This window comes from Kribbella polygonati (genome assembly GCF_050320105.1).
In the GTDB taxonomy this organism is placed as follows: domain Bacteria; phylum Actinomycetota; class Actinomycetes; order Propionibacteriales; family Kribbellaceae; genus Kribbella.
In genome coordinates this window covers 2,284,431-2,304,943 of sequence record NZ_CP190129.1, presented here as the reverse complement: position 1 = coordinate 2,304,943, position 20,513 = coordinate 2,284,431, and the positions used below count along the sequence as shown (strand labels likewise).

At 70.5% G+C, this 20,513-nt stretch carries 26 protein-coding genes; 12 read left to right on the top strand and 14 right to left on the bottom strand.

Features of this window, described 5'->3' with window-relative positions:
* Window position 1: 1 nt before the first annotated feature.
* The 3 genes from ACQHIV_RS10960 to ACQHIV_RS10950 are packed head-to-tail and all read right to left on the bottom strand — an operon-like array spanning window position 2 to window position 1,950.
* A complete protein-coding gene (locus tag ACQHIV_RS10960; protein ID WP_427893382.1) occupies window positions 2-646 on the bottom strand; it encodes an urease accessory protein UreD in 645 nt (214 codons plus the stop codon).
* The gene (gene ureG / locus ACQHIV_RS10955) at window positions 630-1,331 is read right to left on the bottom strand and encodes an urease accessory protein UreG (RefSeq protein ID WP_427893381.1); all 702 of its coding nucleotides are present in this window, start codon (window positions 1,329-1,331) and stop codon (window positions 630-632) included. Before ureG ends, ACQHIV_RS10960 begins: the two co-directional genes overlap by 17 nt.
* A complete protein-coding gene (locus tag ACQHIV_RS10950) occupies window positions 1,324-1,950 on the bottom strand; it encodes an urease accessory protein UreF (protein ID WP_427896456.1) in 627 nt (208 codons plus the stop codon). The genes ureG and ACQHIV_RS10950 overlap by 8 nt, the downstream gene beginning before the upstream one ends.
* Here ACQHIV_RS10950 and ACQHIV_RS10945 point away from each other — a divergent pair.
* Window positions 1,846-2,073 carry a hypothetical protein gene (locus ACQHIV_RS10945; RefSeq protein ID WP_427896688.1) on the top strand — a complete coding sequence of 76 codons (228 nt, stop codon included), beginning with the start codon at window positions 1,846-1,848 and terminating at the stop codon, window positions 2,071-2,073. The two genes, ACQHIV_RS10950 and ACQHIV_RS10945, sit on opposite strands and share 105 nt — an antisense overlap.
* Here ACQHIV_RS10945 and ACQHIV_RS10940 read toward each other — a convergent pair.
* The 5 genes from ACQHIV_RS10940 to ACQHIV_RS10920 form a co-directional block, all read right to left on the bottom strand.
* Window positions 2,052-3,749, bottom strand: coding sequence for an urease subunit alpha (locus ACQHIV_RS10940; protein WP_427893380.1), 1,698 nt, complete (start codon window positions 3,747-3,749; stop codon window positions 2,052-2,054). The genes ACQHIV_RS10945 and ACQHIV_RS10940 overlap by 22 nt on opposite strands.
* Complete coding sequence (gene ureB / locus ACQHIV_RS10935; protein ID WP_427893379.1) at window positions 3,742-4,128, bottom strand: urease subunit beta; 387 nt, start codon at window positions 4,126-4,128, stop codon at window positions 3,742-3,744. The genes ACQHIV_RS10940 and ureB overlap by 8 nt, the downstream gene beginning before the upstream one ends.
* An 11-nt stretch (window positions 4,129-4,139) precedes the next feature.
* Entirely contained in the window at window positions 4,140-4,442 is a 303-nt protein-coding gene (locus tag ACQHIV_RS10930; RefSeq protein WP_427893378.1) for an urease subunit gamma, read from the bottom strand.
* The gene (locus tag ACQHIV_RS10925; protein ID WP_427893377.1) at window positions 4,439-6,076 is read right to left on the bottom strand and encodes a purine-cytosine permease family protein; all 1,638 of its coding nucleotides are present in this window, start codon (window positions 6,074-6,076) and stop codon (window positions 4,439-4,441) included. Before ACQHIV_RS10925 ends, ACQHIV_RS10930 begins: the two co-directional genes overlap by 4 nt.
* Before the next feature lie 102 nt (window positions 6,077-6,178).
* A complete protein-coding gene (locus tag ACQHIV_RS10920; protein WP_427893376.1) occupies window positions 6,179-6,541 on the bottom strand; it encodes a MarR family winged helix-turn-helix transcriptional regulator in 363 nt (120 codons plus the stop codon).
* A gap of 121 nt (window positions 6,542-6,662) precedes the next feature.
* Here ACQHIV_RS10920 and ACQHIV_RS10915 point away from each other — a divergent pair, with 121 nt between their 5' ends.
* Complete coding sequence (locus tag ACQHIV_RS10915) at window positions 6,663-7,724, top strand: substrate-binding domain-containing protein (RefSeq protein ID WP_427893375.1); 1,062 nt, start codon at window positions 6,663-6,665, stop codon at window positions 7,722-7,724.
* A gap of 35 nt (window positions 7,725-7,759) precedes the next feature.
* Window positions 7,760-8,575 (top strand): alpha/beta fold hydrolase, encoded by an 816-nt coding sequence (locus ACQHIV_RS10910; RefSeq protein ID WP_427893374.1) that lies wholly within the window; start codon window positions 7,760-7,762, stop codon window positions 8,573-8,575.
* Here ACQHIV_RS10910 and ACQHIV_RS10905 read toward each other — a convergent pair.
* Genes ACQHIV_RS10905 through ACQHIV_RS10890 form a run of 4 tightly spaced genes read right to left on the bottom strand, consistent with a single transcriptional unit; the run spans window position 8,556 to window position 12,144 of the window.
* Window positions 8,556-10,655: a glycoside hydrolase family 2 TIM barrel-domain containing protein gene (locus ACQHIV_RS10905; protein WP_427893373.1), complete on the bottom strand. Its 2,100-nt coding sequence runs from the start codon at window positions 10,653-10,655 to the stop codon at window positions 8,556-8,558. The two genes, ACQHIV_RS10910 and ACQHIV_RS10905, sit on opposite strands and share 20 nt — an antisense overlap.
* A 39-nt stretch (window positions 10,656-10,694) precedes the next feature.
* Window positions 10,695-11,081: a hypothetical protein gene (locus ACQHIV_RS10900; RefSeq protein ID WP_427893372.1), complete on the bottom strand. Its 387-nt coding sequence runs from the start codon at window positions 11,079-11,081 to the stop codon at window positions 10,695-10,697.
* Entirely contained in the window at window positions 11,063-11,599 is a 537-nt protein-coding gene (locus ACQHIV_RS10895) for a hypothetical protein (RefSeq protein WP_427893371.1), read from the bottom strand. The genes ACQHIV_RS10900 and ACQHIV_RS10895 overlap by 19 nt, the downstream gene beginning before the upstream one ends.
* Window positions 11,590-12,144 (bottom strand): RNA polymerase sigma factor, encoded by a 555-nt coding sequence (locus ACQHIV_RS10890; protein WP_427893370.1) that lies wholly within the window; start codon window positions 12,142-12,144, stop codon window positions 11,590-11,592. The genes ACQHIV_RS10895 and ACQHIV_RS10890 overlap by 10 nt, the downstream gene beginning before the upstream one ends.
* A gap of 175 nt (window positions 12,145-12,319) precedes the next feature.
* Here ACQHIV_RS10890 and ACQHIV_RS10885 point away from each other — a divergent pair, with 175 nt between their 5' ends.
* From ACQHIV_RS10885 to ACQHIV_RS10860, 6 genes are all read left to right on the top strand, one after another.
* Window positions 12,320-12,826, top strand: coding sequence for an Asp23/Gls24 family envelope stress response protein (locus tag ACQHIV_RS10885; protein ID WP_427893369.1), 507 nt, complete (start codon window positions 12,320-12,322; stop codon window positions 12,824-12,826).
* Between the two features lie 27 nt (window positions 12,827-12,853).
* Window positions 12,854-13,036 carry a hypothetical protein gene (locus ACQHIV_RS10880; protein ID WP_427893368.1) on the top strand — a complete coding sequence of 61 codons (183 nt, stop codon included), beginning with the start codon at window positions 12,854-12,856 and terminating at the stop codon, window positions 13,034-13,036.
* A complete protein-coding gene (locus ACQHIV_RS10875; RefSeq protein ID WP_427893367.1) occupies window positions 13,029-14,219 on the top strand; it encodes a DUF6286 domain-containing protein in 1,191 nt (396 codons plus the stop codon). Before ACQHIV_RS10880 ends, ACQHIV_RS10875 begins: the two co-directional genes overlap by 8 nt.
* Window position 14,220: 1 nt before the next feature.
* Window positions 14,221-14,790, top strand: a complete 570-nt coding sequence (locus ACQHIV_RS10870) for a hypothetical protein (protein WP_427893366.1) — start codon at window positions 14,221-14,223, stop codon at window positions 14,788-14,790.
* Between the two features lie 87 nt (window positions 14,791-14,877).
* Window positions 14,878-15,378, top strand: coding sequence for a CBS domain-containing protein (locus tag ACQHIV_RS10865; protein WP_427893365.1), 501 nt, complete (start codon window positions 14,878-14,880; stop codon window positions 15,376-15,378).
* The gene (locus tag ACQHIV_RS10860) at window positions 15,375-16,661 is read left to right on the top strand and encodes an SLC13 family permease (RefSeq protein ID WP_427893364.1); all 1,287 of its coding nucleotides are present in this window, start codon (window positions 15,375-15,377) and stop codon (window positions 16,659-16,661) included. Before ACQHIV_RS10865 ends, ACQHIV_RS10860 begins: the two co-directional genes overlap by 4 nt.
* Here the strand turns inward: ACQHIV_RS10860 and ACQHIV_RS10855 are convergent.
* Window positions 16,649-17,167 (bottom strand): SPFH domain-containing protein, encoded by a 519-nt coding sequence (locus tag ACQHIV_RS10855; RefSeq protein WP_427893363.1) that lies wholly within the window; start codon window positions 17,165-17,167, stop codon window positions 16,649-16,651. The genes ACQHIV_RS10860 and ACQHIV_RS10855 overlap by 13 nt on opposite strands.
* 190 nt (window positions 17,168-17,357) lie before the next feature.
* On the opposite strand from ACQHIV_RS10855, the gene ACQHIV_RS10850 reads away from it, so the two are divergent.
* Together ACQHIV_RS10850 and ACQHIV_RS10845 are read left to right on the top strand one after the other, a co-directional pair.
* Complete coding sequence (locus ACQHIV_RS10850; RefSeq protein ID WP_427893362.1) at window positions 17,358-18,299, top strand: histidine kinase; 942 nt, start codon at window positions 17,358-17,360, stop codon at window positions 18,297-18,299.
* Entirely contained in the window at window positions 18,296-18,940 is a 645-nt protein-coding gene (locus ACQHIV_RS10845) for a response regulator (RefSeq protein ID WP_427893361.1), read from the top strand. The genes ACQHIV_RS10850 and ACQHIV_RS10845 overlap by 4 nt, the downstream gene beginning before the upstream one ends.
* On the opposite strand, the gene ACQHIV_RS10840 is transcribed toward ACQHIV_RS10845, so the two are convergent.
* A complete protein-coding gene (locus ACQHIV_RS10840; protein WP_427893360.1) occupies window positions 18,927-19,922 on the bottom strand; it encodes a lysylphosphatidylglycerol synthase transmembrane domain-containing protein in 996 nt (331 codons plus the stop codon). The genes ACQHIV_RS10845 and ACQHIV_RS10840 overlap by 14 nt on opposite strands.
* A 94-nt stretch (window positions 19,923-20,016) precedes the next feature.
* Between ACQHIV_RS10840 and ACQHIV_RS10835 the strand changes: the two genes are divergently transcribed.
* Entirely contained in the window at window positions 20,017-20,508 is a 492-nt protein-coding gene (locus ACQHIV_RS10835) for a DUF2231 domain-containing protein (protein WP_427893359.1), read from the top strand.
* Window positions 20,509-20,513: the final 5 nt, after the last annotated feature.

Here is a 20,513-nt window from a genome sequence, read left to right as displayed (position 1 = left end):
CTCACAGGGTGCTTTGGTGCTGCTCGTGGACCAGTTGGCGGGCGATCGAGCCGGGGCCTTCGAGTTGCAGGGTCTGTGGGGTGTCGGGCAGGCGGACGCCGAGGGTGGTGACTGTGTCGAGGCAGCGGGCGGTGCCGAGGATCGCCCAGCTGTGGCGGAGGTCGAGGTCTTCGGCGAGCAGTGGCTGGTCGTTGAGCCAGGCGCGGGTGCTGGTGTGCAGCCGGCCGCCGGTCTCGCGGTGGCGGCCCAGGACGATGGACTCGCGGAGCTGGGCGGTGCAGCCGGTGGTGAGGCGGGTGGTCGTCGTACGCGTGACGTCGGCGTCGGCGGCGACGACGAACGGTTCGCCGTACCACTGCAGGCTCGCGCCGTCGGTCAGCGTGATGTCGATGTCCCACCGGGCCGAGCCGCCACGCATGCCGTAGGCAACGGTCCCGGCGGTCTCCACGATCTCCAGCCGGACGGCGCCCGCGACGACGACCTCGATGCGTACTTCGTCACCCGCGAGCAGGAGCGCACCGGCCTGTACGAGGGCGACCCGGACGACGCCAGGGCGTCCGGGGAGCCGGCGCGGGGAGAGGTGGCCGGTCGTCAGCAGGCACCGGTGGCGGACCGGGTCGGCGACGACCTCAATGCGTGTGGACAACGACCTCGCCGTTCTCGCCGGTGTGGGAGTGCGGCGCCATCGGGCCCGGGTCGACGGGCGTGTGGTCGCCGGCGTGTACGGCGGACCGCATCGAGCGGACCCAGTCCGTTAGCCGGGCGATCGAGGCCGGGTCCTTCCGGGACAGCGCGATGACCGGCTTGCCGCCGCGGGCGGCCTCGGCGTCGCGGACCATCTGCTCGACGTCGACCTCGACGTACGGCGCGAGGTCGGTCTTGTTGACGATCAGCAGGTCCGCGCGGGCGATCCCCGGTCCGCCCTTGCGGGCGACGTCGCCGCCGCCGGCCACGTCGAGGACGAAGATCTGCGCGTCGACGAGGGCGGGGGAGAAGGTCGCTGTCAGGTTGTCGCCGCCGGACTCGACCAGCACCACGTCGAGCGGGGCGAAGGCGCGCTCGAGGTCCTCGACCGCGATCAGGTTCGGGGTGACGTCGTCGCGGATCGCGGTGTGCGGGCAGGCGCCGGTCTCGACGGCGCGGATGCGTTCGGGGTCGAGGACGCCGGCGGCCTTGAGCAGGCGCGCGTCCTCGTCGGTGTAGATGTCGTTGGTGATCACGCCGAGCCGGAGTTCGGCGGACAGTTCGCGGCAGACGGTCGCGATCAGCGAGCTCTTGCCGGTGCCGACCGGCCCGGCGACGCCGAGGCGGAAGGAGCGGGTCTCAGGCATGGAACAGCCTCATTCTTTCGGTCGCGTGCTGGTGGGCGAACAGGTCGATCAGGGGCGCGCCGTCGGCCGGGATCGCGTCCGGTTCGGTGAGCGGCGCGACGTCCTTGACGAGCCGCTCGATCTCGTCGTGCAGCCCCGCGAGCCACCCCGCCGCCTCCGCCGGATCCACCGGAAGCAGCTTGAGCGATGCGGACACCACGGTCTGCACGTCGTCGTACGCGACCACCCGCACGAGCTGCTCCGCCGACAACCCGTTGACCGCGGCAACCACCCCCAGCACGATCGGCCGCGGCACCTCCCGATCCACCGGAAGATACTCGCCAACCTCCGGCCAAACCCGCACCGCCAACCGCAGCAACAACCGCCCCTGCCGCCGTGACACCCCCCGCACCACCTGACTACACGTCCGAGCCGCCCAAGCCCGCTCCACCACCCCCAACCCAGCCACGCCTCCTTCATCGAGTCGTGGATCGGGGTGGAGCCGTTTCACACGAGTCGGTGGGAGGAGGGTCAGGTGGCGGGTGACCGTGGCGGTGGCGGCTTCTACTCGGGTGACTGTGTGGAGGCGGTCGCGGGCGTACTCCGCGACGTCGGTGAGTCGCTTGCCGTCGGCACCCAGGCCGGCGCGGACGGCGGGTTCCAGGCCGGCGGACTGGGTGTGGCCGCCGGTGGGCAGGCGGCCGTCGGCCAGCATCAGGGCGACGAGTTCGGGGGCGCTCATCAGAACATCGAATACAGCTGAGCGAGTGGCAGCACCGCGGCCGGCGCGGGCTCGATCAGCTCGCCGTCGACCTTGATCGCGAACGTCTCCGGATCGATGTCGATCGCCGGCAACGCGTCGTTGTTCTTCAGGTCCGCCTTCGTGACCTCGCGCGTCGGCCGTACGCCGAGCAGCTCTCGCCGCAACCCGAGCCGCCCCGCCAGCCCGTCGGCCAGCGCCGCCGGCGACACGAACGTGTACGACAGGTCGGCCCCGATCGCGTCCCCGAACGCGGGCCGCATCAGCACCGGCTGCGGCGTCGGGATCGACGCGTTCGGATCACCGAGCGCCGCCCACGCGATCGCGCCGCCCTTGATCACCAGGTTCGGGCGGACCCCGAAGTACCGCGGATCCCACAGCGTCAGGTCCGCGAGCTTCCCTTCCTCGACGGATCCGACGACATGGTCGATCCCGTGCGCGATCGCCGGGTTGATCGTGTACTTCGCGACGTACCGCCGGACCCGCTCGTTGTCCGCTGGTCCACCCAGCGGTCCGCGGCGATGCTTCATCACGTGGGCGACCTGCCAGGTCCGGGTGATCACCTCGCCGATCCGGCCCATCGCCTGCGCGTCCGAGGACGTGACCGAGAGCGCGCCGAGGTCGTGCAGGACGTCCTCGGCCGCGATCGTGGTCGCGCGGATCCGGGACTCGGCGAAGGCGAGATCCTCGGGTACGTCCGGGCTGAGGTGGTGGCACACCATCAGCATGTCGAGATGCTCGGCGACCGTGTTGACCGTGTGCGGCAGCGTCGGGTTGGTCGAGCCCGGGATGACGTGCGGGTACGACGCGATCGAGAGGATGTCCGGTGCGTGCCCGCCGCCCGCGCCCTCGACGTGGAACGCGTGGATGCCGCGGCCCGCGATCGCGTTCAGCGTGGACTCGACGTACCCGGCCTCGTTCAGGCTGTCCGCGTGCAGGGCGACCTGGAGCCCCCACTCGTCCGCGGCCCGCAGCGCTGAGTCGATCGCGGCGGGCGTCGACCCCCAGTCCTCGTGCACCTTGTACCCGGCCGCGCCCGCGAGTGCCTGCTCGGCGAGTGCCTCGGCGCTGACGGTGTTGCCCTTGCCGAGCAGCAGCACGTTCAGCGGTACGGCGTCCAGCGCGCGGTGCATCTTCTCGAGGTGCCACGCGCCCGGGGTGACCGTGGTGGCCTTCGACCCTTCGCTCGGGCCGGTGCCGCCGCCGACGATCGTGGTGATCCCGGTCGCGAGCGCCTCGTGCAGCTGCGACGGCGAGAGCAGGTGGACGTGCGAGTCGATCGCGCCGGCGGTGAGGATCCGGCCCTCGCCGGCGATCACGTCGGTCGACGGGCCGATCCGGAGGTCCGGGTGTACGCCGTCCGCGATGTCCGGGTTCCCGGCCCGCCCGAGCGCGACGATCCGCCCGTCCCGGATGCCGACGTCCGCGCGCACGATGCCCCACCAGTCGACCACCAGCACGTTGGTGATCACGGTGTCCGGCGCCCCGTCCGCGCGGGTCGCCGTACCCTGTGCCATCGACTCGCGGATCGACTTCCCGCCGCCGAACACCACCTCCTCACCACCCACGGTGAGGTCCCGCTCCACCTCGATCCACAGATCGGTGTCCCCGAGCCGCACCTGATCGCCGACGGTCGGCCCGTACAACGCGGCGTACGCCGCCCGCGAGATCTCAACCATTGCCCACCGGACCGAGCTCGGCGTCGGCGGTCGTCTTCACCTGGATGCCGGGCACCCGCCGATTCCCGCGCAGCGCGACCAGCGCGACCTCGCGCGAGGCCCCCGGCTCGAACCGCTGCGACGTACCCGACGGGATGTCCAGCCGAAATCCCCGCGCCGCCTCCCGATCGAACTCCAGCGCCGAGTTCGCCTCCGGCAGATGCAGATGCGACCCAACCTGAATCGGCCGATCGCCCGCATTCACGATCACCAGCCGCAGCCGCTCGCCGTCCGATCGATCGGTGTTCAGTCGGATGGTGCCCGGTCGGACCCGGATCGCTCCGGGGGCTGGTGTGTGCGCCCCCTGTCCTTCCTTGCTAAGTGTACCGTCGTCAGCCATCGGATCTGTCCTCAGATGATCGGGTTGTGGATGGTTACGAGTTTGCGGCCGTCGGGGAAGGTTGCTTCTACCTGTACGTCGTGCAGGAGGTCGGCGACGCCTGGCATCACCTGGTCGCGGGTGAGGACCGTGCGACCTGACTCCATCAGGTCCGCGACCTGGGAGCCTTCGCGGGCGCGTTCGATGACCCAGGTGCTGAGGAGTGCGACGGCCTCGGGGTGGTTGAGCAGCACCCCCCGGGCCAGCCGGTCGCGGGCGACCATGCCGGCCACGGAGAGCAGCAGCTTCTCGACGTCGGCGGGGGTGAAGTTCATGACTGCAACGGTAGGACGTGGTCGGCGACCTTGTCCGTACTGAGGCACAGCGAACACACCGCGGCGTCGTGGGTTTCGCAGGCGGTCATGTCGGGGCGCTCGTAGTCCTGCCGGCACACGTGGCAGGTGAGGACCTCGCCGGACGGGTTGCCGTGGTCGTCGTACATCGGGAGGTCGAGCCCGTCGTCGGTACGGCGGAGGTAGTACTTCCCGCGCGTGATGACAGCCAGTACGGGCGGCAGCACCAGCGCCAGGCCGATCGCGACGAGCGGGGAGTACGGCTTGATCCCGGAACCGAGGCCGCCGAAGAACACCACGATCGACACGCCCGCGGCCAGCGCCATCGACACGAAGCCGACCGGGTTCACGGCGTACAGCATGCCGCGACGGAACTCCGGCGCCTTGGGCGACAGCTTGAGCAGGTACTTGTTGAACACGATGTCCGAGGCGACCACCACGATCCACGCCATCCCGCAGTTCGCGTAGAACCCGAGGATCGTGTTGAGGAAGTCGAACATGTTCGCCTCCATCAGCACCAGCGCGATCACCAGGTTGAACCCGAGGAACACCAGCCGGCCGGGGTAGTGCCGGGTCAGCCGGGTGTACGAGTTCGTCCAGGCCAGCGAACCGGAGTACGCGTTCGTGACGTTGATCTTCACCTGCGAGATGACCACGAGTACGACGGCCAGCGTCATCGCGAGCCACCCCGGCAGGAACCCGCGGTAGATCTCGAGGAACTGGTGCACCGGCTGGTTCGCGATCGCCGTACCACCGTCGACCTGGGCGATGATGTAGACCGCGAGGAACAGCCCGATCACCTGCTTCAGAGCGCCGAAGATGACCCAACCGGGACCGGCCAGCAGCACCGCGGTCCACCACCGTCGTGAGTTCGACGGGGTCTTCGGCGGCATGAACCGCAGGTAGTCGATCTGCTCGGCGATCTGCGCGATCAGCGACAGGCAGACGCCCGCGGCGAGGAGCATCGACCCGAAGTCGGCGTGCGGACCGTAGGCGAAGAACGTCGACACCGACGACGGGTGCGAGATCAGCAGGTAGCAGAACGGCAGCACCATCAGGATCAGCCACAGCGGCGTCGTCCACACCTGCAGCGTGGAGAGCACCTTCATCCCGTAGATCACCAGCGGGAAGATCACCAGCGTGGACACGGCGTACCCGAGCCACAGTGGCACGTGCAGCCCGAGGTACAGGCCCTGCGCCATGATCGAGCCTTCGAGCGCGAAGAAGATGAACGTGAACGACGCGAAGATCACGTTGGTGACAACGGACCCGTAGTACCCGAAGCCGCTGCCGCGGGTGATCAGGTCGAGGTCGATGTTGTACCGCGCGGCGTAGTAGGCGAGCGGCAGGCCGGTTGCGAAGATCACCACCGCGAAGATCGCGATGCCCCAGAGCGCGTTCGTGGTCCCGTACGAGATCCCGATGTTGGCGCCGATCGCGAAGTCGGCGAGGTACGCGATCCCGCCGAGGGCCGAGACGGCGACGACGCCGGTCGACCACTTCCGGTAGCTGCGCGGCGCGAACCGCAGCGTGTAGTCCTCCAGCGTCTCGCGGGTCGCGGTGGTGGGGGTCGGTGAGGCGGTGGTGCGGTCGTCGAGCGAGGGTTCAACAGTCATGGCGGAACTCCTGCGGCACCTTCGGGCGAGCGGTGCTCCGGCGGGCCGGCGACGCTGCCGGCGGGGGATGCACCCGAATGGAAGGAACCTAGGAACGCCGTGTTACCGCTGTGTTGCCGAGCTGCTACGTTCACGTATTTCCATCTGGAAGTACTTCGCCAGCTCGCCCTCGAGCTCCCGCTGGACGCCGCCGAGCCGCTCGGCGACGGTGCCGCCGACGGGCGAGAGCGCCGCGACGATCCGCCGCTTGTCGTCGGGGTGGATGCGGCGCAGTACCAGCCCGCGTTCGACCAGCTTGTCCACGTGCCGGGTCAGGCTCGCGGCCGGGAGTACGGCGGACTCCGCCAGCACCGACATCGGCTGACCGGGCTCGGCCCGCAGCGCGGCCATGATCCGCCACTGCTCGATCGTCAGCCCGAACTCGTCGAGCAACGGCTGCAGCCCGAGTTCGAGCTGTCGCTCCATCCGCTTCAGTATGAGCAGCACGCCGGCCCCCTCCCGGTTCAGGTGCTGGGAATATAGCCGGTTCACTCGAACTTCCGCCTCCGATTCGGTCAGACTGGTCGGCGACCCGGAGGAGGTGGACGTGCGGCGTACCGACGTACTGCCGATCGCCTTCGTCGTGCCGCGGCAGGGTCCGACCGGGATCTACGGCCCGTCCTGCCTGGCCTGCGGGCAGTTCGCCGTGGAGCAGTTGAACGCCGCGAACGGGATCGCCGGCCGGCGCGTCGAGCTGGTCGAGGTGGACGCGGGCCGGTCGCCCGAGGTCGTTGCCGAGGAGGTCGGGCAGCTGGTCGACTCGGGGCGGGTGGCGGCGGTGGCCGGGTGGCACATCTCCGCCGTACGCGTCGCGCTGACCCGGCGGATCGGCGGGCAGGTCGTGTACGCGTTCGCCGCGATGCACGAGGGCGGCGACGACACGCCCGGGGTGTTCATGCTCGGCGAGCGGCCGGTGAACCAGTTGCTCCCGGCAACGCACTGGTTGCGCGAGCAGCTCGGTGCGCGGCGGTGGGTTGTCGTCGGCAATGATTACGTCTATCCGCGGGTGACCGGCTCGGTGGCGCGGGAAGCCTTGCAGGGAACGGGTTCCGAGATCGTGCACTCGGCGTACGTCCCGCTCGGTACGGCGGACTTCCGGAACGTGATCGACGGGCTGCGCGCGACCGCGGCCGACGGCGTGATCATGTTGCTGATGGGCCAGGACGCGGTGCACTTCAACCGCCAGTTCGCGGCCGGCGGGTTGAGCGAGCGGATGATCCGGCTGAGTACGGCGGTCGAGGAGAACACGTTACTCGGCGGCGGACCCGGGGCGAACCACGGGGTGTATGCGGCCGCGGCGTACTTCGACGGTCTGCCGACGGTCGAGAGCAGCGAGTTCGCCCGGCAGTACTACGCCCGCTTCGGGCCGTACGCCCCGGCGCTCAACGCGGTCGGCGAGTCCTGCTACGAGGCGATCCGTTTCCTCGCCCGCCTGGGTGAGGTCAGCGGCACGGTCGCGGTGTCGGCGGGGCTGCCGAGCGGGCATTTCTACGACAGCCCGCGCGGGCTGCTCCGGCTCGACGGGAACCTGGTCGACCAGGACGTGTACCTGGCGGTCGCGGACGGTCTCGAGTTCCGGATCCAGGAGCAGATCGCGCACCTCGCCTGACCGCTGTGATCTTCCGTCATGGTTGGGTGAGGTTCATGGACGAACGATTCGGATGGGACGGACGATCGATCGCCTGGGAACGGGTGGGCAGCGGTCCGCCGGTGGTGTTCTGCCACGGGACGCCGTTCTCGTCGCGGGTCTGGTCGCGGTACGCCGACGCGCTGAGCCACGACTTCACCGTGTACCTGTGGGACATGCCCGGGTACGGCGAGTCGTCGATGGACCCCGCGCATCCGGTGGACTTCGACGCGCAGGCCCGGGCGTTCGCGGCGCTGCTCGAGCAGTGGGAGCTGGATCGGCCGCACGTCGTCGCGCACGACTTCGGCGGTGCGGTCTCGTTGCGCGCGGCCCTGGTCGAGAAGGCGGCGTACGCGTCGTTGATGCTCGTCGACGTCGTGGCGATTCCGCCGAGCGGGTCGGCGTTCTTCCGGTTCGTGAAGCGGCATCCGGAGACGCTGGACGAACTGCCGGCGTACATCCACGAGGCGATCCTGCGGGCGTACGTGAGCGCGGCGAGTCATCGTGGGTTGCGGGACGAGGAGCTGGCGGAGCTGATCGGTCCGTGGTGCACGGAGACCGGGCAGCCGGCCTTCTACCGGCAGATCGCGCAGTACGACGAGGAGTTCCTGGTCACGAACGAGCGGCTGCTCGGCTCGTTGACGATCCCGGTGCGGGTGGTGTGGGGCCGGGACGACGCGTGGATTCCGACCGAGACGGGCCGTCGGCTGGCCGGGCTGATCCCGGGCGCGTCGTACGCCGAGATCCCGGACGCGGGCCACCTGATCCAGTACGATGCTCCGGTGGCGCTGGCGAGCGCGCTCGGTGGGTGGCTCAGATCGCGGTCACGGTGACAGCTGCGGTGCCCAGCCTCGGATGGGCCGCGGTGAGGGTGATGCGGCCAGGCCCGCTCGGCCGTACCCAGACCGCGACCGCGCCGCCGTTGGCCTCGAGTGCGAAGGTCTTGTCACCGGTGAGCTGCGCGGGTCCGTCGAGGTCGAAGGTGACGGTGCCCGTCGTGGGGATGAGGTTGCCGTAGGCATCTGTTGCCTGGAGCACCATCCGGGTGCCGTCGGCGGTCAGTTCGGTGTCGTCGGCAACCAGTTCCAGGTGATCCGCCTCGGCGCTGAAGCTGCGGCTGATGACCGGACGATCGTCGACGTAGCCGTCGATCCGCAGCTCACGTCCCGCTGGCCGCGGCACGAACGACGGCGGGTAGGGCAGTGCGCCGAAGCGTTCGGTGTCGGGGTGGACCGTCGCGACCAGCTCGCCGTCGGCGAACACCTCGAGCTTGTCGCAGTTCGAGCAGATCATCAGCTCGTCCGGCGCCGATCCGTCCCAGTAGAACGCGGGCGCGATCACCGGCCGGCGCGCCCGCGACACCTGGGACCGGTAGATCGCGGCGCCGAGCTTCGGGATCCGGAACGTGTCGGCGACGCCGTTGCACTTCAGCCGATGGTCGACCCAGCCGTTCTCGGAGTCGTAGTCGAACGCCTGCCAGGCGACGACGCCGAGGTACCGGTCGTCGACGGCCGACTGCTGGTGCACCTGCGCATGCAGGAACGCCTGCCGCGCCTGCACGTCCTGCGGATCGGTCCGCCGGTAGAAGTGCGGCCCGGCGAGCGAACCGATCGCCTCGGTCACCAGGTACGGGATGTCGGGCAGCGGTTCGAGCAGGGTCGCGCCGGTGTCGTCGTGGGCGTAGTCGTTGTACGCGAACACGTCCTGGTGGAAGTCGTCCGTCGAGTACTCCGAGGCGACCATCGCGCCGCTGGTCGCGCGGTCCGGGTCGAGCGCCTTGGCAACCTTCTGGGTACGCCGGTACAGGTCCGGGTAGTTCGCCGACTCGTTCACCCGTACGCCCCACACGACCACCGACGGGCGGTTGCGGTCACGGGGGATCATCCGCTCGACATCGGCGACCACCAGGTCCTGCCAGGCGGCGTCACCGACGTACTGCCAGCCGGGAATCTCCTCGAAGACGAGCAGCCCGAGTTCGTCGCAGGCGTCCAGGAACGCGGGGGACTGCGGGTAGTGCGCGCAGCGGACCATCGTGCAGTTCAGCTCGTTACGGAGGATCTCGGCGTCGCGGCGCTGCACGCGATCGGGCATCGCCATCCCGGTCCAGGGGAAGAGCTGGTGCCGGTTCAGCCCGAATAACTCCAGGCGCTCGCCGTTGAGGTAGAACCCGTCGACCTCGAACCGCGCCTCGCGGAACCCGATCCGCACGGTCCGCTCGCTGCCGTTGCCGAGCCGGGCGACCACGTCGTACAGGACGGGCGAGTCAGGCGACCAGAGCTGTACGTCGAGGTGACGCAGGGTCAGGCTGGTGCCGGAGCCGGCGGCGATGACGCGGCCGTCCGGTGCCCGGAGTTCGACCTCTACCTGCTCGGGCTCGCCGTCGAGCGTGCACGTCACCTCGAGGCGCCGGGTGGCGGGGTCGAGGACGTCCAGGGGGCGGGCGTACACGTCGGAGATGAAGGTGTCGCGTTCGAAGCGGACGTCGACGGACCGCGAGAGGCCGCCGGGCTGGTAGTAGTCGACGGCGCCGTGCCCGTCCGGGTGCCCGTTCGGCGGGATCGGCAGCCAGCGGGTGTCGAGCACGACGGCGATCAGGTTGGCCCCCGGCCTCGGCGTCACCTCGTACGTGTGCGCGAGATACCCGCCCTTCTGCGAGCCCGCCAGCTCGCCGTTCACGTACACCGAGGCCGCGTGGAGCGCCCCGTCCACGTCGACGAACACGCGTCGGGCATCGGCAGGTACGTCGACCCAGCGCCGGTAGCACCACCGCCCCTCCCACGAGTCGGCGTCCCAGTCCCGCCACGACAGCGGTACGACGGTGTGCGGCAACGTCACCGCCTCGAAGCCGCTGTCGTCGTACGCCGGCATCACCGCGGCCTCGTCGATCAGCCGCCCGAACCGCCACTCGTCCATACCCACGACCCTAAGCGGGCCTGGAGATCACCGCGCGGGTCAGCGGTTCGGCTCGAGGGCGATCTCGACGATGCGGACCCGGACCTGTGGCGCCGTACCGGTGACGGACTCGACCGCGGTGCTGATCGAGGCATGGACCGCGGCGCCCACCTCGGCGGCCCGATGGGTCGCCGCCGTCACGATCCGCGCGCCGACCTCGACCCGGCCGTCGGCGCGCAGCTCGACGTCGATGCCCGCGATGTCGGGCACCGGCCGCCCGGTCGCCCGTTCCCACGCCTGCGCCGCGAGCTGCTTCAGTAACCCGACCAGTCCCGGCTGCAACCGCACCACCCCGGCCACCGAACGAGCCGCGGCAGCCGCCACCTCAGCCAGCTCGACCCGCTCCACCTCCGCCGCGTCGTCCGGCGTCACAAAGGATCCGTCCACACATCGACAACCTCGAAGTCGAGGCTCTCGACGGCGTACCCGATCTGCGCGCGCAGCGCGGCAGCAGCCCGCTCCCGAGCCTCCTCGAGCGCGCCGACCTGCCCGGCGCCGAACTTCAGCGCAACCGTCATCGACACCCGCACGGCGTCGTCGTCGACCAGCTCGATCCGGCACTGCCGAGCCCGGATCCCCGGCACGCCGTCGACGGCATACCGCAGTACGGCGGCCAACGCCGGCACCGACAGCTGCACGTCCGCGGACCCGAGCGGAATCGTCCGCCCCAGATTCACGTCCGCCCGGACCGCGGTCATGATCCGGTCCAGCAGCCCCGTCGGTACGTCGACCGGGTCGTCGATCAGCATCTCGGTCGCCGCGGCCAGCTGCTCCAGGCTCGCCCGCGCGGTGCGGCAGTGCGGGCAGTCGGCCAGGTGCGCGCTCGGCGTACCGCTGTCGAGTTCCTCCCAGACGTCCTCGACCGTTCGGCCGCAGGCCAGTGGGTGGAGATCGGTCACCTCCATGGCTTCATCACCTCCGCGAGCTCGGCGCGGGCTCTGGCTATCCGTCCGCGGACGGCGGTCGGCGTCGTACCGACCAGTTCGGCGATCTCCTGGTACGAACGGCCGTGCACCTCGCGGAGCAGCCAGCACGCCCGTTGCTGCGGCGGCAGCTGCCGGAGCGCGTGTGAGAGCGCGTCCATCGCGGCGCTCGTGCCCGCCGTACGCGCCGGGTCGTCGTCGGTCGCCGGGTGCTGGTCGTCGAGGTCGACCGTCGGGCGGCGGCGTTGCAGGACGGTCAGGCACTTGTTCGTCGCGGTCCGGTAGAGCCAGCCGCCGAACGCGGCGTCGTTCCGGATCTCGGGCAGCCGCCGCCACGCGGTCACGAACGTTTCCTGCGTGATGTCCTCCGCCTCGCCGCTGGCGCCGTCCAGCATCCGCAGGCAGAGCGTGTAGATCCGCCGCTGGTACCGCCGGACCAGCAGTTCGAACGATCCCGCGTCCCGATCGCGGGCGCGCGCGACCAGCGTCGCCTCGTCCAGTTCGATCAGGGCCGGACCGCCCGTCATCGCGGGTCCAGGTGGTTCATGTCGGGATGACGACGCCGGTGGCACACCTGTCACGGTAACCTCCCGGATCGACGGCGTGAGACATGTCACGCTGGTCCGGCGCGTGACAATTCGGGACGTGCCGGTGTCCAACCGTCGTACGGGCACCACACCCTGACCAGAAAGGCACCGTCCGATGACCGAGACCGTGACTGCCGCCAAGACCGCCGCCAGGAACTCCGCACGAGGCACCGCCGGCCCGGCCGCCGAGGAGATCGTTGCCGGCGGCACCGGCACCGACGCCGCCGGGAAGACCGTGATCGCGGACATCGTGGTGTCGAAGATCGCCGGCATCGCGACCCGCGAGATCGAGGGCGTGCACGCGCTCGGCGGCGGCGCGGCCCGCGCGGTCGGGATGCTCCGCGAGCGGATCCCCGGCTCCCGGACCAACCTGTCCCAGGGCGTGTCGGTCGAGGTCGGCGAGACGCAGGCCGCCGTCGACATCGAACTGGTCGCGGAGTACGGCGTGAGCATCGCCGACCTGGCCGGCGCGATCCGCCAGAACGTGATCTCGGCGGTCGAACGGATGACCGGACTCGAGGTCACCGAGGTGAACATCGCGGTCAGCGACGTCCACCTCGAAGGCGACGACGAGGACGACGACGACACTGCCGAACCGCCGGCCGAACGCCGGGTCCGGTAGCCCAACCCCATCCCCTGAGGAGCGCATGTGAGCACGTCGACCATCGGTCTGTTCGCCGGTCTGCTGATCGCCATCGCCGCCGCGGCCGGCGGGTTCCCCGGCTTCCTGCTCGCGCTCGTCCTGGGCACGGTCGGGCTCGTCGTCGGCCGCTTCCTGTCCGACGGGACGAAGGGCATCGACGACCTGATCTCGCGTCGTGGTCGTGGCTGAGGCCACGGCCGCGCCCGGAGCTGAGCCGTCCTCGGTCTCGTACGGGGGTGATCGAGGGCGGCTCGTGATCGCCCAGCGGGCGGTCGAACGGATCGCCGAGATCACCGCGCGGAGGCATGGTGCGGTGGTACGCCGGGACAGCGTGCTCGGGCGCGGGCTGCCGAAGGCGCGGGCGGTGGTCGCGGGCCGCCGTACCCGCATCGAGCTCGAGCTCGCGGCGGCCTGGGGCCGGCCGCTGGCAGAGATAGCCACCGAGGTCCGCCAAGCCGTCACCGAAGACGTCGAACGCTTCACCGGCCTCGGCATAGACCGAGTTGACGTAGACATCACCGCCGTCGAACCCCGCACATCCTCGCCGACGGAGGCGGACGGACGTACGGGGCTGCCGGCGGCTGAGGTGAACGGCCGCGCGGCGTCGGCCCGCGGGGAGGTGGTCCGCAGGGAGGCGGTCCGCGCGGGGGTGGACGGCGCGGAGGTGGACGGCACGGGGGCGGACGATCGCACGGGGGCGGCCAGTGGGGGCGTGGACGGTCGCCCGGAGCGGGTTGGGGTCGGGGCGGGTCGTCGGGCGGGGGACGCCGGTGCGGGGGTGGATGAGGGCCCCACCGCGGCCGGCGGGGTGGTGGACGGTCGTGCGGAGGCGGTCGGGGTGGGCGAGCGGGCGGGGGTGGTGGCGGCCAAGGGGCCGGTGGCGGGGGCTGCGGCTTGGGGGATTGGGGTTGTAGGGGCGTTGGTTTTGGTTGGGGTGGGGGGTGTTGGCGTTGCGGAGATGTTGCGGGGGACCGGGTTGTTGCGGGGGCGGGTGGTTCCGGAGGGGTGGTTCGGGCGGACTGTGGTTGTGGGGGCGGGTGGGTGGTTGCCGTGGGTGGGGAGTGTGGTGATCGTGGTTGGGGTGGTTCTGCTGGTGGGGGCTTTGAAGCCGCGGCGGCGGACGCATCTGGCGGTGGGGGAGATGGTGTGGATCCGCCCGGCGGCCGCGGCGCGGTTGGCGGCGGACAGTGCGGAGTGGGTGGATTCGGTGACGGCCGCGTCGGTGGTGGCGAAGCGGCGGCGGTTGCAGGCGACCGTGACGATGTTCGGTGATCCCTCGAGAGTGCACGACGAGGTGGGTACGGCGGTCGCGGACCGATTGAGCACCGTCACCCCCAAGCCCCGCGTCCGCGTCGACCTGAGGGAGGACTGACATGCGCCGCGGAGTCATCGCCCTGGATCGCGCTGTCGGCGTGCTGGTCGCCCTCACCCTGATCGGCGCCGGCACCCTGGCGCTCCTCTGGTGGCACGCCGGCACGACCCATCAGCTCACAATCCCGAACCGGCCGACAGCCGGTTGGTGGCCCTGGGCAACAGGTGGAGGGGGTCTGGTCGTCGCCGGCCTCGGCCTGTGGTGGCTCACCGCCCACCTACCCCGCCGAGTCAACGGCCGCTTCCACCTGATCGACGAACGGCGAGCCGACGATGGAGCCGGGCGGTTGGTTGCGGATGCCCATGCGGCGGTTGCGGCGGCCGCAGTAGATCTGTGCCGCCTTCCGGAGATCCGCGACGCCTCCGGACGGGTGGTTGCCGATCGGGGCGAGTTGGTTGCCGAGCTGCAGTGCACGATCGAGCCGAGCGCGGAGCTGGAGACAGTACAGGCCGCGGTCACCGACGCCGCCGCGGAGCTGCACACAGTTCTCGGGCTCCCTCGGCTGCGCCACCGGGTGCGGCTTCGCGTTGCCCGCAGCGACAAGACAGCCGCTCCACCCCGCGTGATCTGACCCCGGAAGTTGGGGTGTGGACCCCATGGTTCCGCCCACCGCCGGCAACAAGACTTGACTCCTGAGTACGTCGTCAGGGGAGGTCTGGTGAGTGTTGCGATTGGGCAAGGGGCGCCGATGCGGGCCGTGGACATAGCGGTGCGGCTGCCGACGGTCACCGTGGCCGACCCGGTGGTCAAAGCGGTACAACTGATGGCCGTAGGACGCCTGCCCGGCCTCGTCGTTGTCGACGACACCGGCCGGCCGGTCGCCGTACTGCCGGGATCTCAGGTACTGCGCCTGAGCATCCCAGCGGCGTACCAGGACGACCCGATGCTGTCCCGTACCGTCGACGAGTCGTCGGCCGACGGGTTCTGGCGTGAGCTCGGCGGCCTCACGGTCGGCGACTGTCTGCCGCGCCCGGTCGCACGGCCGCTGACGTTGACCGAAGACGCGACGCTGCTGGAGATCGCCGCGCTGATGGCCCGCGGCCGCAGCCCGCTGATCGCGATGGTCAGCGCGGACCGGGTGCTGACCGGTGTGATCACGCTGGACCGCCTGCTGACGAGTCTGGCGGTCGCCGGGCTCGAGGACCAGCCGCCGGGGTGAGCGTGAGGCCACTCGTCGCGTTGGTGATCTTCGGCCTGGCGTTCTTCTTCATCGCGACCGAGAAGGCCGACAAGGTGAAGGTGGTGCTGATCGGCGCCGCCGCGATGCTGGTCCTCGGGCTCGCGCCGGGGACCGAGGTGTTCTTCTCCGAGCATGCCGGGATCGACTGGAACGTGATCTTCCTGCTGCTCGGCATGATGGTCGTGATCGGGATCGTCAAGCAGACCGGGGTGTTCGACTACCTCGGCATCTGGGCGGCGAAACGGTCCCGCGGCCGGCCGTACCGGCTGATGGTGCTGCTGATGCTGATCACCGCGGTCGCCTCGCCGTTCCTCGACAACGTGACCACGATCATGCTGGTCGCGCCGGTCACGATCGTGGTCTGCGAACGGCTCCGGATCCCGCCGCAGCCGTACCTGATCGCCGAGGTGCTGGCGTCGAACATCGGCGGCGCCGCGACCCTGATCGGGGACCCGCCGAACATCATCATCGGCAGCCGGGCCGGCCTGTCGTTCAACGACTTCCTGGTGCACATGACGCCGATCGTCGTGATCGTGTTCGTGCTGTTCGTGATCCTCTCGCGGTTCCTGTTCCGCAAGGACTTCCGGTTCAACCCGGCGCAGGTCGCGGCCGTCCTCGCGCTGCAGGAGCGGCGCGCGATCCGCGACCCGTGGCTGCTGGTGAAGTGCCTGATCGTGCTCGGCCTGATGGTCGCCGCCTTCTCGCTGCACTCGGTCCTGCACCTGGAGCCGTCGCTGGTCGCGCTGATCGGCGCGGGCGTCATGGTGCTGGTCTCGAAGGCCGATGTCGGCGAAGTCCTGCGCGAGGTCGAATGGGCGACGCTGGTGTTCTTCATGGGCCTGTTCGTGATGGTGTCCGGGCTCACCCACACCGGTGTGATCGAGGCGATCGGCGACTGGGCGGTGGCCGCGATCGGTGACCGGTACTTGCTGGCGGCAACCGCTCTGCTGTTCGGTTCCGGCGTACTCGGCGCGTTCTTCGACAACATCCCGTACGTCGCGACGATGACGTCGGTAGTGGAGGGTGTCGTCGAGCAGGAGCCGCAGACCGGGAAGGCGTTGTGGTGGGCGTTCGCGCTCGGCGCCGACTTCGGCGGCAACGGTACGGCGGTCGCCGCGAGCGCGAATGTGGTTGCCCTCGGCATCGCGTCGCGCAGCGGGCACCACATCACGTTCTGGCAGTTCACCCGGTACGGCCTCGTGGTGACCGCGCTGAGCATCGGAATCGCCTGGGTGTACGTGTGGCTGCGCTACTTCGTCTGACCGCCGGCCGAGCGGAGCGCGTACGGCGTGAGCGCGATCTCCACGGCGCCGACGTCCACCGCGGACACCCGCACCCCGGGCACGTCGACCGCGAGCTCGAGGTACGACGGGAGCTCGGCGAGCGCCGTGACGTCGCAGCGGGCGACAACCCGGGTCAAGGCCCGTTCGATCTCGTCGAGCGCGAGGTCGACCGGGTGCAGCGTGTGCTCGACGGCCGCTGCTGCATCCACGATCTCGAGACCGACCTCGGCGGAGATCCGGACCTCGACGCCCTCGCGGCTCCGCGCGACCACCGCGAGCGGATGCCGGGTGGATGCCTTCGGCAACCAGACGTAGCTGTCCAGCAACGGCAGCCGGAGCGCGATCCCGGCGGCGACCACCCGGTCGACGCGGCCGGAGCGCAGTACGACGAGGACGCGGTCGTGGGGCACCACGCGCGGTTCGAGCGCGGCGACCAGCGTCAGGACGAGGAGCGCGACGAGAATCGACGTCGGCGTGAACAGCATGCTGCCTCCCGGAGCCGTGTGGACGCGGCGAGACGCTCCGCCAACGACCCCCTCGGCACGTCGGGCGCGCCTCGCCGCGCTTCCAGTCTGCGGGCCGGATCGCGCCGGCGGTATGAGTGCTGGCACCCACTTTTGGCCGTCTTCATGGACGTGGCGGAGGCGCGTGGTGGAAGGTGGAGAGGTGAACGGAATGCCTTTGTACTGGCGGGTCTGCCTGATCAACGGGCTGGTGTTCGTGGCCGGAACGGCCGCGCTCGCACTGGCTCCGGTCACGGTGTCCGCGACCGTGCTGGAGTCGGAGGCGGTCGTTCTGGTGCTCGGCCTGATCGGCATCGTCGTACTGAACTCGATCCTGCTGCGGACCAGTCTCGCGCCGCTGGATCGGCTGGCGCGGCTGATGGACTCGGTCGACCTGCAGCGTCCCGGCCGGAGGTTGCCGGAGTCGCGGAACAGTGCGGTGGAGCATCTCGTCCGCGGGTTCAACGCGATGCTCGAACGGCTGGAGCTGGAGCGCGGCCGGAGCAACGCGATGGCGCTCGAGGCGCAGGAGGCCGAGCGGCACCGGATCGCGCGCGAGCTGCACGACGAGATCGGGCAGGGGCTGACCGCCGTACTGCTCGGGCTGAAACAGTTGTCGTCGGGCCTGCCGCCGGCCGTTCAGCAGGAGCTGATGGAGGTGCAGGAGACCGCGCGGGCGACCCTCGACGAGGTGCGGGGCGTGGCGCGCCGGCTGCGGCCCGGCGTACTGGAGGATCTCGGGCTGCAGAGTGCACTGGCGGCGCTCGCGACCGAGTTCTCCGCGCACGGGATGCGGGTACGGCGGGTCACGTCGCCTGGGCTGCCGGAGTTGGGGGCGGAGCGTGAGCTGGTGATCTACCGGGTCGCGCAGGAGGCGCTGACGAACGCGGCCCGGCACTCGCAGGCGGCCGGCGTACAGCTGTCGCTGCGGCGGCAGGGCGAGGTGGTGATCTTGCAGGTCGACGACGACGGGACGGGGATGCGTGGCGCCGAGGACGGGACCGGGATCCGCGGGATGCGGGAGCGGGCGATGCTGATCGGGGCCGAGCTGACGGTCGGCCCAGGGGAGCCGGGTACGTCGGTCCGGCTGGCCGTCCCGTTGGAGCGGCGATGATCCGGATCCTGCTCGCGGACGACCACGCGCTGGTACGGCGCGGCGTACGGCTGATCCTCGACAGCGAGCCGGATCTGCGGGTGGTGGCCGAGGCAGGGGACGGCGCCGAGGCGTTGCAAGCTTTCCGGGACACACCGGTCGATCTGGTCGTACTGGATGTCGCGATGCCGCGGATGACCGGGCTGCAGGCGGCGCGGGAGCTGTCCCGGCGGCGGGATCCGCCGAAGATGCTGATGCTGTCGATGTACGACAACGAGCAGTACTTCTTCGCCGCGCTGAAGGCCGGGGCGAGCGGCTACGTGCTGAAGTCGGTCGCCGACCGGGATCTGGTCGACGCGTGCCGGGCGGCGGGCCGGGGCGAGTCGTTCCTGTATCCGGGCGTGATGAGCACGCTGGTCCGCGACTACGTGGACCGGGTACGGCGGGGCGAGCGGGTGCCCGGGCAGGTACTGACCGCCCGCGAGGACGAGGTCGTGAAGCTGATCGCCGAGGGGTACCCGTCCAGGGAGATCGCCGGATTGCTGACCATCAGTCAGAAGACGGTCGAGCGGCACCGGGCGAACATCCTGCAGAAGCTCGGCATGCGCGACCGGACCGAGCTGACCCGCTACGCGATCCGCGCCGGGCTCATCGAGCCTTGACGCGCAGGCTCAGGTAGCACAGCCCGGCCAGCGGGACCGGCGCCCAGAACTGGAGCAGCCGCCAGGACAGTACGGCGAGGACCGCCGCCTCACCCGGTACGCCGAAGCCGAGCAGGCTGGAGATCGCGACACCTTCGACGACCGCGATCCCACCGGGCGTGAGCGGTACGACGGCCGCCAGGTTCGCGGCGCAGTACGCGAGCAGCACCGGGACCGGGCTGACCGGCGCGCCGAACGCGGCGAGGAACGTCCACAGGACCGCCGCGTCCAGGAGCCAGTTCAGGGTGGCCCAGAGCAGGAACGCCTTCCGGACCTCGGGGTCGGCGAGCAGGTCGCGGAGCCGGAGCGCGACGGACTCGATCCACGGGCCGATGCGCTGCGGCATCCGATGGACGACGGCGCGGACGAGGCGCGCGGCGAGCCGTTCGACCCTGGACCGCTCGCGGACCGCCAGCAGCCCGCAGGCGAGCGCGACGAGCCCGACCAGGAACAGCGTCAGGTACGCCGGGGTCGCGTCGCGGAGGATGACCGCGGGGATTGTCGACAACCAGGCGATCAGGACCAGCGCGAGCGGCGAGCCGATGGCCTCCGCGGTGACCGTCGCGGTCACGTCGGCCGGCTTCGCGCCGCCGCTGACCAGCAGCCGGAACCGGACCGCGGTCGCGGTGGCTGCCCCGCCGGGTACGACGTGGCTCACGCCGTACCCGGCGAGGTCGGAGCGCAGGATCCACGAGAACCGGACGGCGCTGCCGTTCAGCAGCGCGCGGCTGAAGAGCGAGTAGCAGACGAGTGAGGCGGCTTCGAGGGCGATCGCGGTGATCAGCCAGGCCGGGTTCAGCCGGGAGACCCGGTCGAGCGACTCCCGGGCGACCGAGAGCTTCGGGAGTACGACGTACTCCACGATGGCGACGAGCACGACGAGAGAGACCGCGGACCAGACCCGGTGGTACCAGGCCGGCCGCGCCCTGGTCGCAGTGGCCATCGGTCGCTCCCTCCGATCTCCAGTGTGCACGGTCGCTGTGCACCGGCTGAGGGCTCCAAGAATTCACCAAGATCCGGCTGCCAGCGTGACCCCCATGAAGACTGTCAACGGTCTCCCCGCCCACGTCCTCCTCGTCCACGCGATCGTCGTACTGCTCCCGCTCGCGGCCCTGCTGCTCGCGGTGACCGCGCTCTGGCCGGCCGCCCGGCGGCGCCTGGCCGGTCCCAACCTGGTGCTTTCCCTGATCGTCGTCGTCCTGGTCCCCATCACCACCAACGCCGGTGAATGGCTCGAACGCCACCTGACGCCCAGCCCGCTCATCCAGAAGCACACCGAGCTCGGCGACACCGCCATCTACGCGGCCATCGGCGTCGCGGTCCTCGCCCTGCTCGTGTGGTGGCGTCAGCGGGAGAGCACCGGCCGGACGCCGGTGAAACGCCTGTTCCTGGCGCCCGCCTCAGGCGCCGTCACCGCGGTCCTGACCGTGATCGCCGTCCTCGTCGCCGGCGGCGCTGTGTACGACGTCGTCCGCATCGGCGACTCCGGCGCCAAGGCGAGCTGGAGCGACTGGGCCGCCCAGCCCTGACCCCG

Bases quoted from the DNA above. Each gene is read 5' to 3' on its own strand.
- ureG (WP_427893381.1), bottom strand. From the start codon at position 1,331: ATGCCTGAGACCCGCTCCTTCCGCCTCGGCGTCGCCGGGCCGGTCGGC.
- ACQHIV_RS10930 (WP_427893378.1), bottom strand. From the start codon at position 4,442: ATGAACTTCACCCCCGCCGACGTCGAGAAGCTGCTGCTCTCCGTGGCC.
- ureB (WP_427893379.1), bottom strand. From the start codon at position 4,128: ATGGCTGACGACGGTACACTTAGCAAGGAAGGACAGGGGGCGCACACA.
- ACQHIV_RS10850 (WP_427893362.1), top strand. From the start codon at position 17,358: ATGCCTTTGTACTGGCGGGTCTGCCTGATCAACGGGCTGGTGTTCGTG.
- ACQHIV_RS10840 (WP_427893360.1), bottom strand. From the start codon at position 19,922: ATGGCCACTGCGACCAGGGCGCGGCCGGCCTGGTACCACCGGGTCTGG.
- ACQHIV_RS10925 (WP_427893377.1), bottom strand. From the start codon at position 6,076: ATGACTGTTGAACCCTCGCTCGACGACCGCACCACCGCCTCACCGACC.
- ACQHIV_RS10835 (WP_427893359.1), top strand. From the start codon at position 20,017: ATGAAGACTGTCAACGGTCTCCCCGCCCACGTCCTCCTCGTCCACGCG.
- ACQHIV_RS10910 (WP_427893374.1), top strand. From the start codon at position 7,760: ATGGACGAACGATTCGGATGGGACGGACGATCGATCGCCTGGGAACGG.
- ACQHIV_RS10890 (WP_427893370.1), bottom strand. From the start codon at position 12,144: ATGACGGGCGGTCCGGCCCTGATCGAACTGGACGAGGCGACGCTGGTC.
- ACQHIV_RS10855 (WP_427893363.1), bottom strand. From the start codon at position 17,167: ATGCTGTTCACGCCGACGTCGATTCTCGTCGCGCTCCTCGTCCTGACG.
- ACQHIV_RS10920 (WP_427893376.1), bottom strand. From the start codon at position 6,541: ATGGAGCGACAGCTCGAACTCGGGCTGCAGCCGTTGCTCGACGAGTTC.
- ACQHIV_RS10895 (WP_427893371.1), bottom strand. From the start codon at position 11,599: ATGGAGGTGACCGATCTCCACCCACTGGCCTGCGGCCGAACGGTCGAG.
- ACQHIV_RS10870 (WP_427893366.1), top strand. From the start codon at position 14,221: ATGCGCCGCGGAGTCATCGCCCTGGATCGCGCTGTCGGCGTGCTGGTC.
- ACQHIV_RS10845 (WP_427893361.1), top strand. From the start codon at position 18,296: ATGATCCGGATCCTGCTCGCGGACGACCACGCGCTGGTACGGCGCGGC.
- ACQHIV_RS10905 (WP_427893373.1), bottom strand. From the start codon at position 10,655: ATGGACGAGTGGCGGTTCGGGCGGCTGATCGACGAGGCCGCGGTGATG.
- ACQHIV_RS10940 (WP_427893380.1), bottom strand. From the start codon at position 3,749: ATGGTTGAGATCTCGCGGGCGGCGTACGCCGCGTTGTACGGGCCGACC.
- ACQHIV_RS10885 (WP_427893369.1), top strand. From the start codon at position 12,320: ATGACCGAGACCGTGACTGCCGCCAAGACCGCCGCCAGGAACTCCGCA.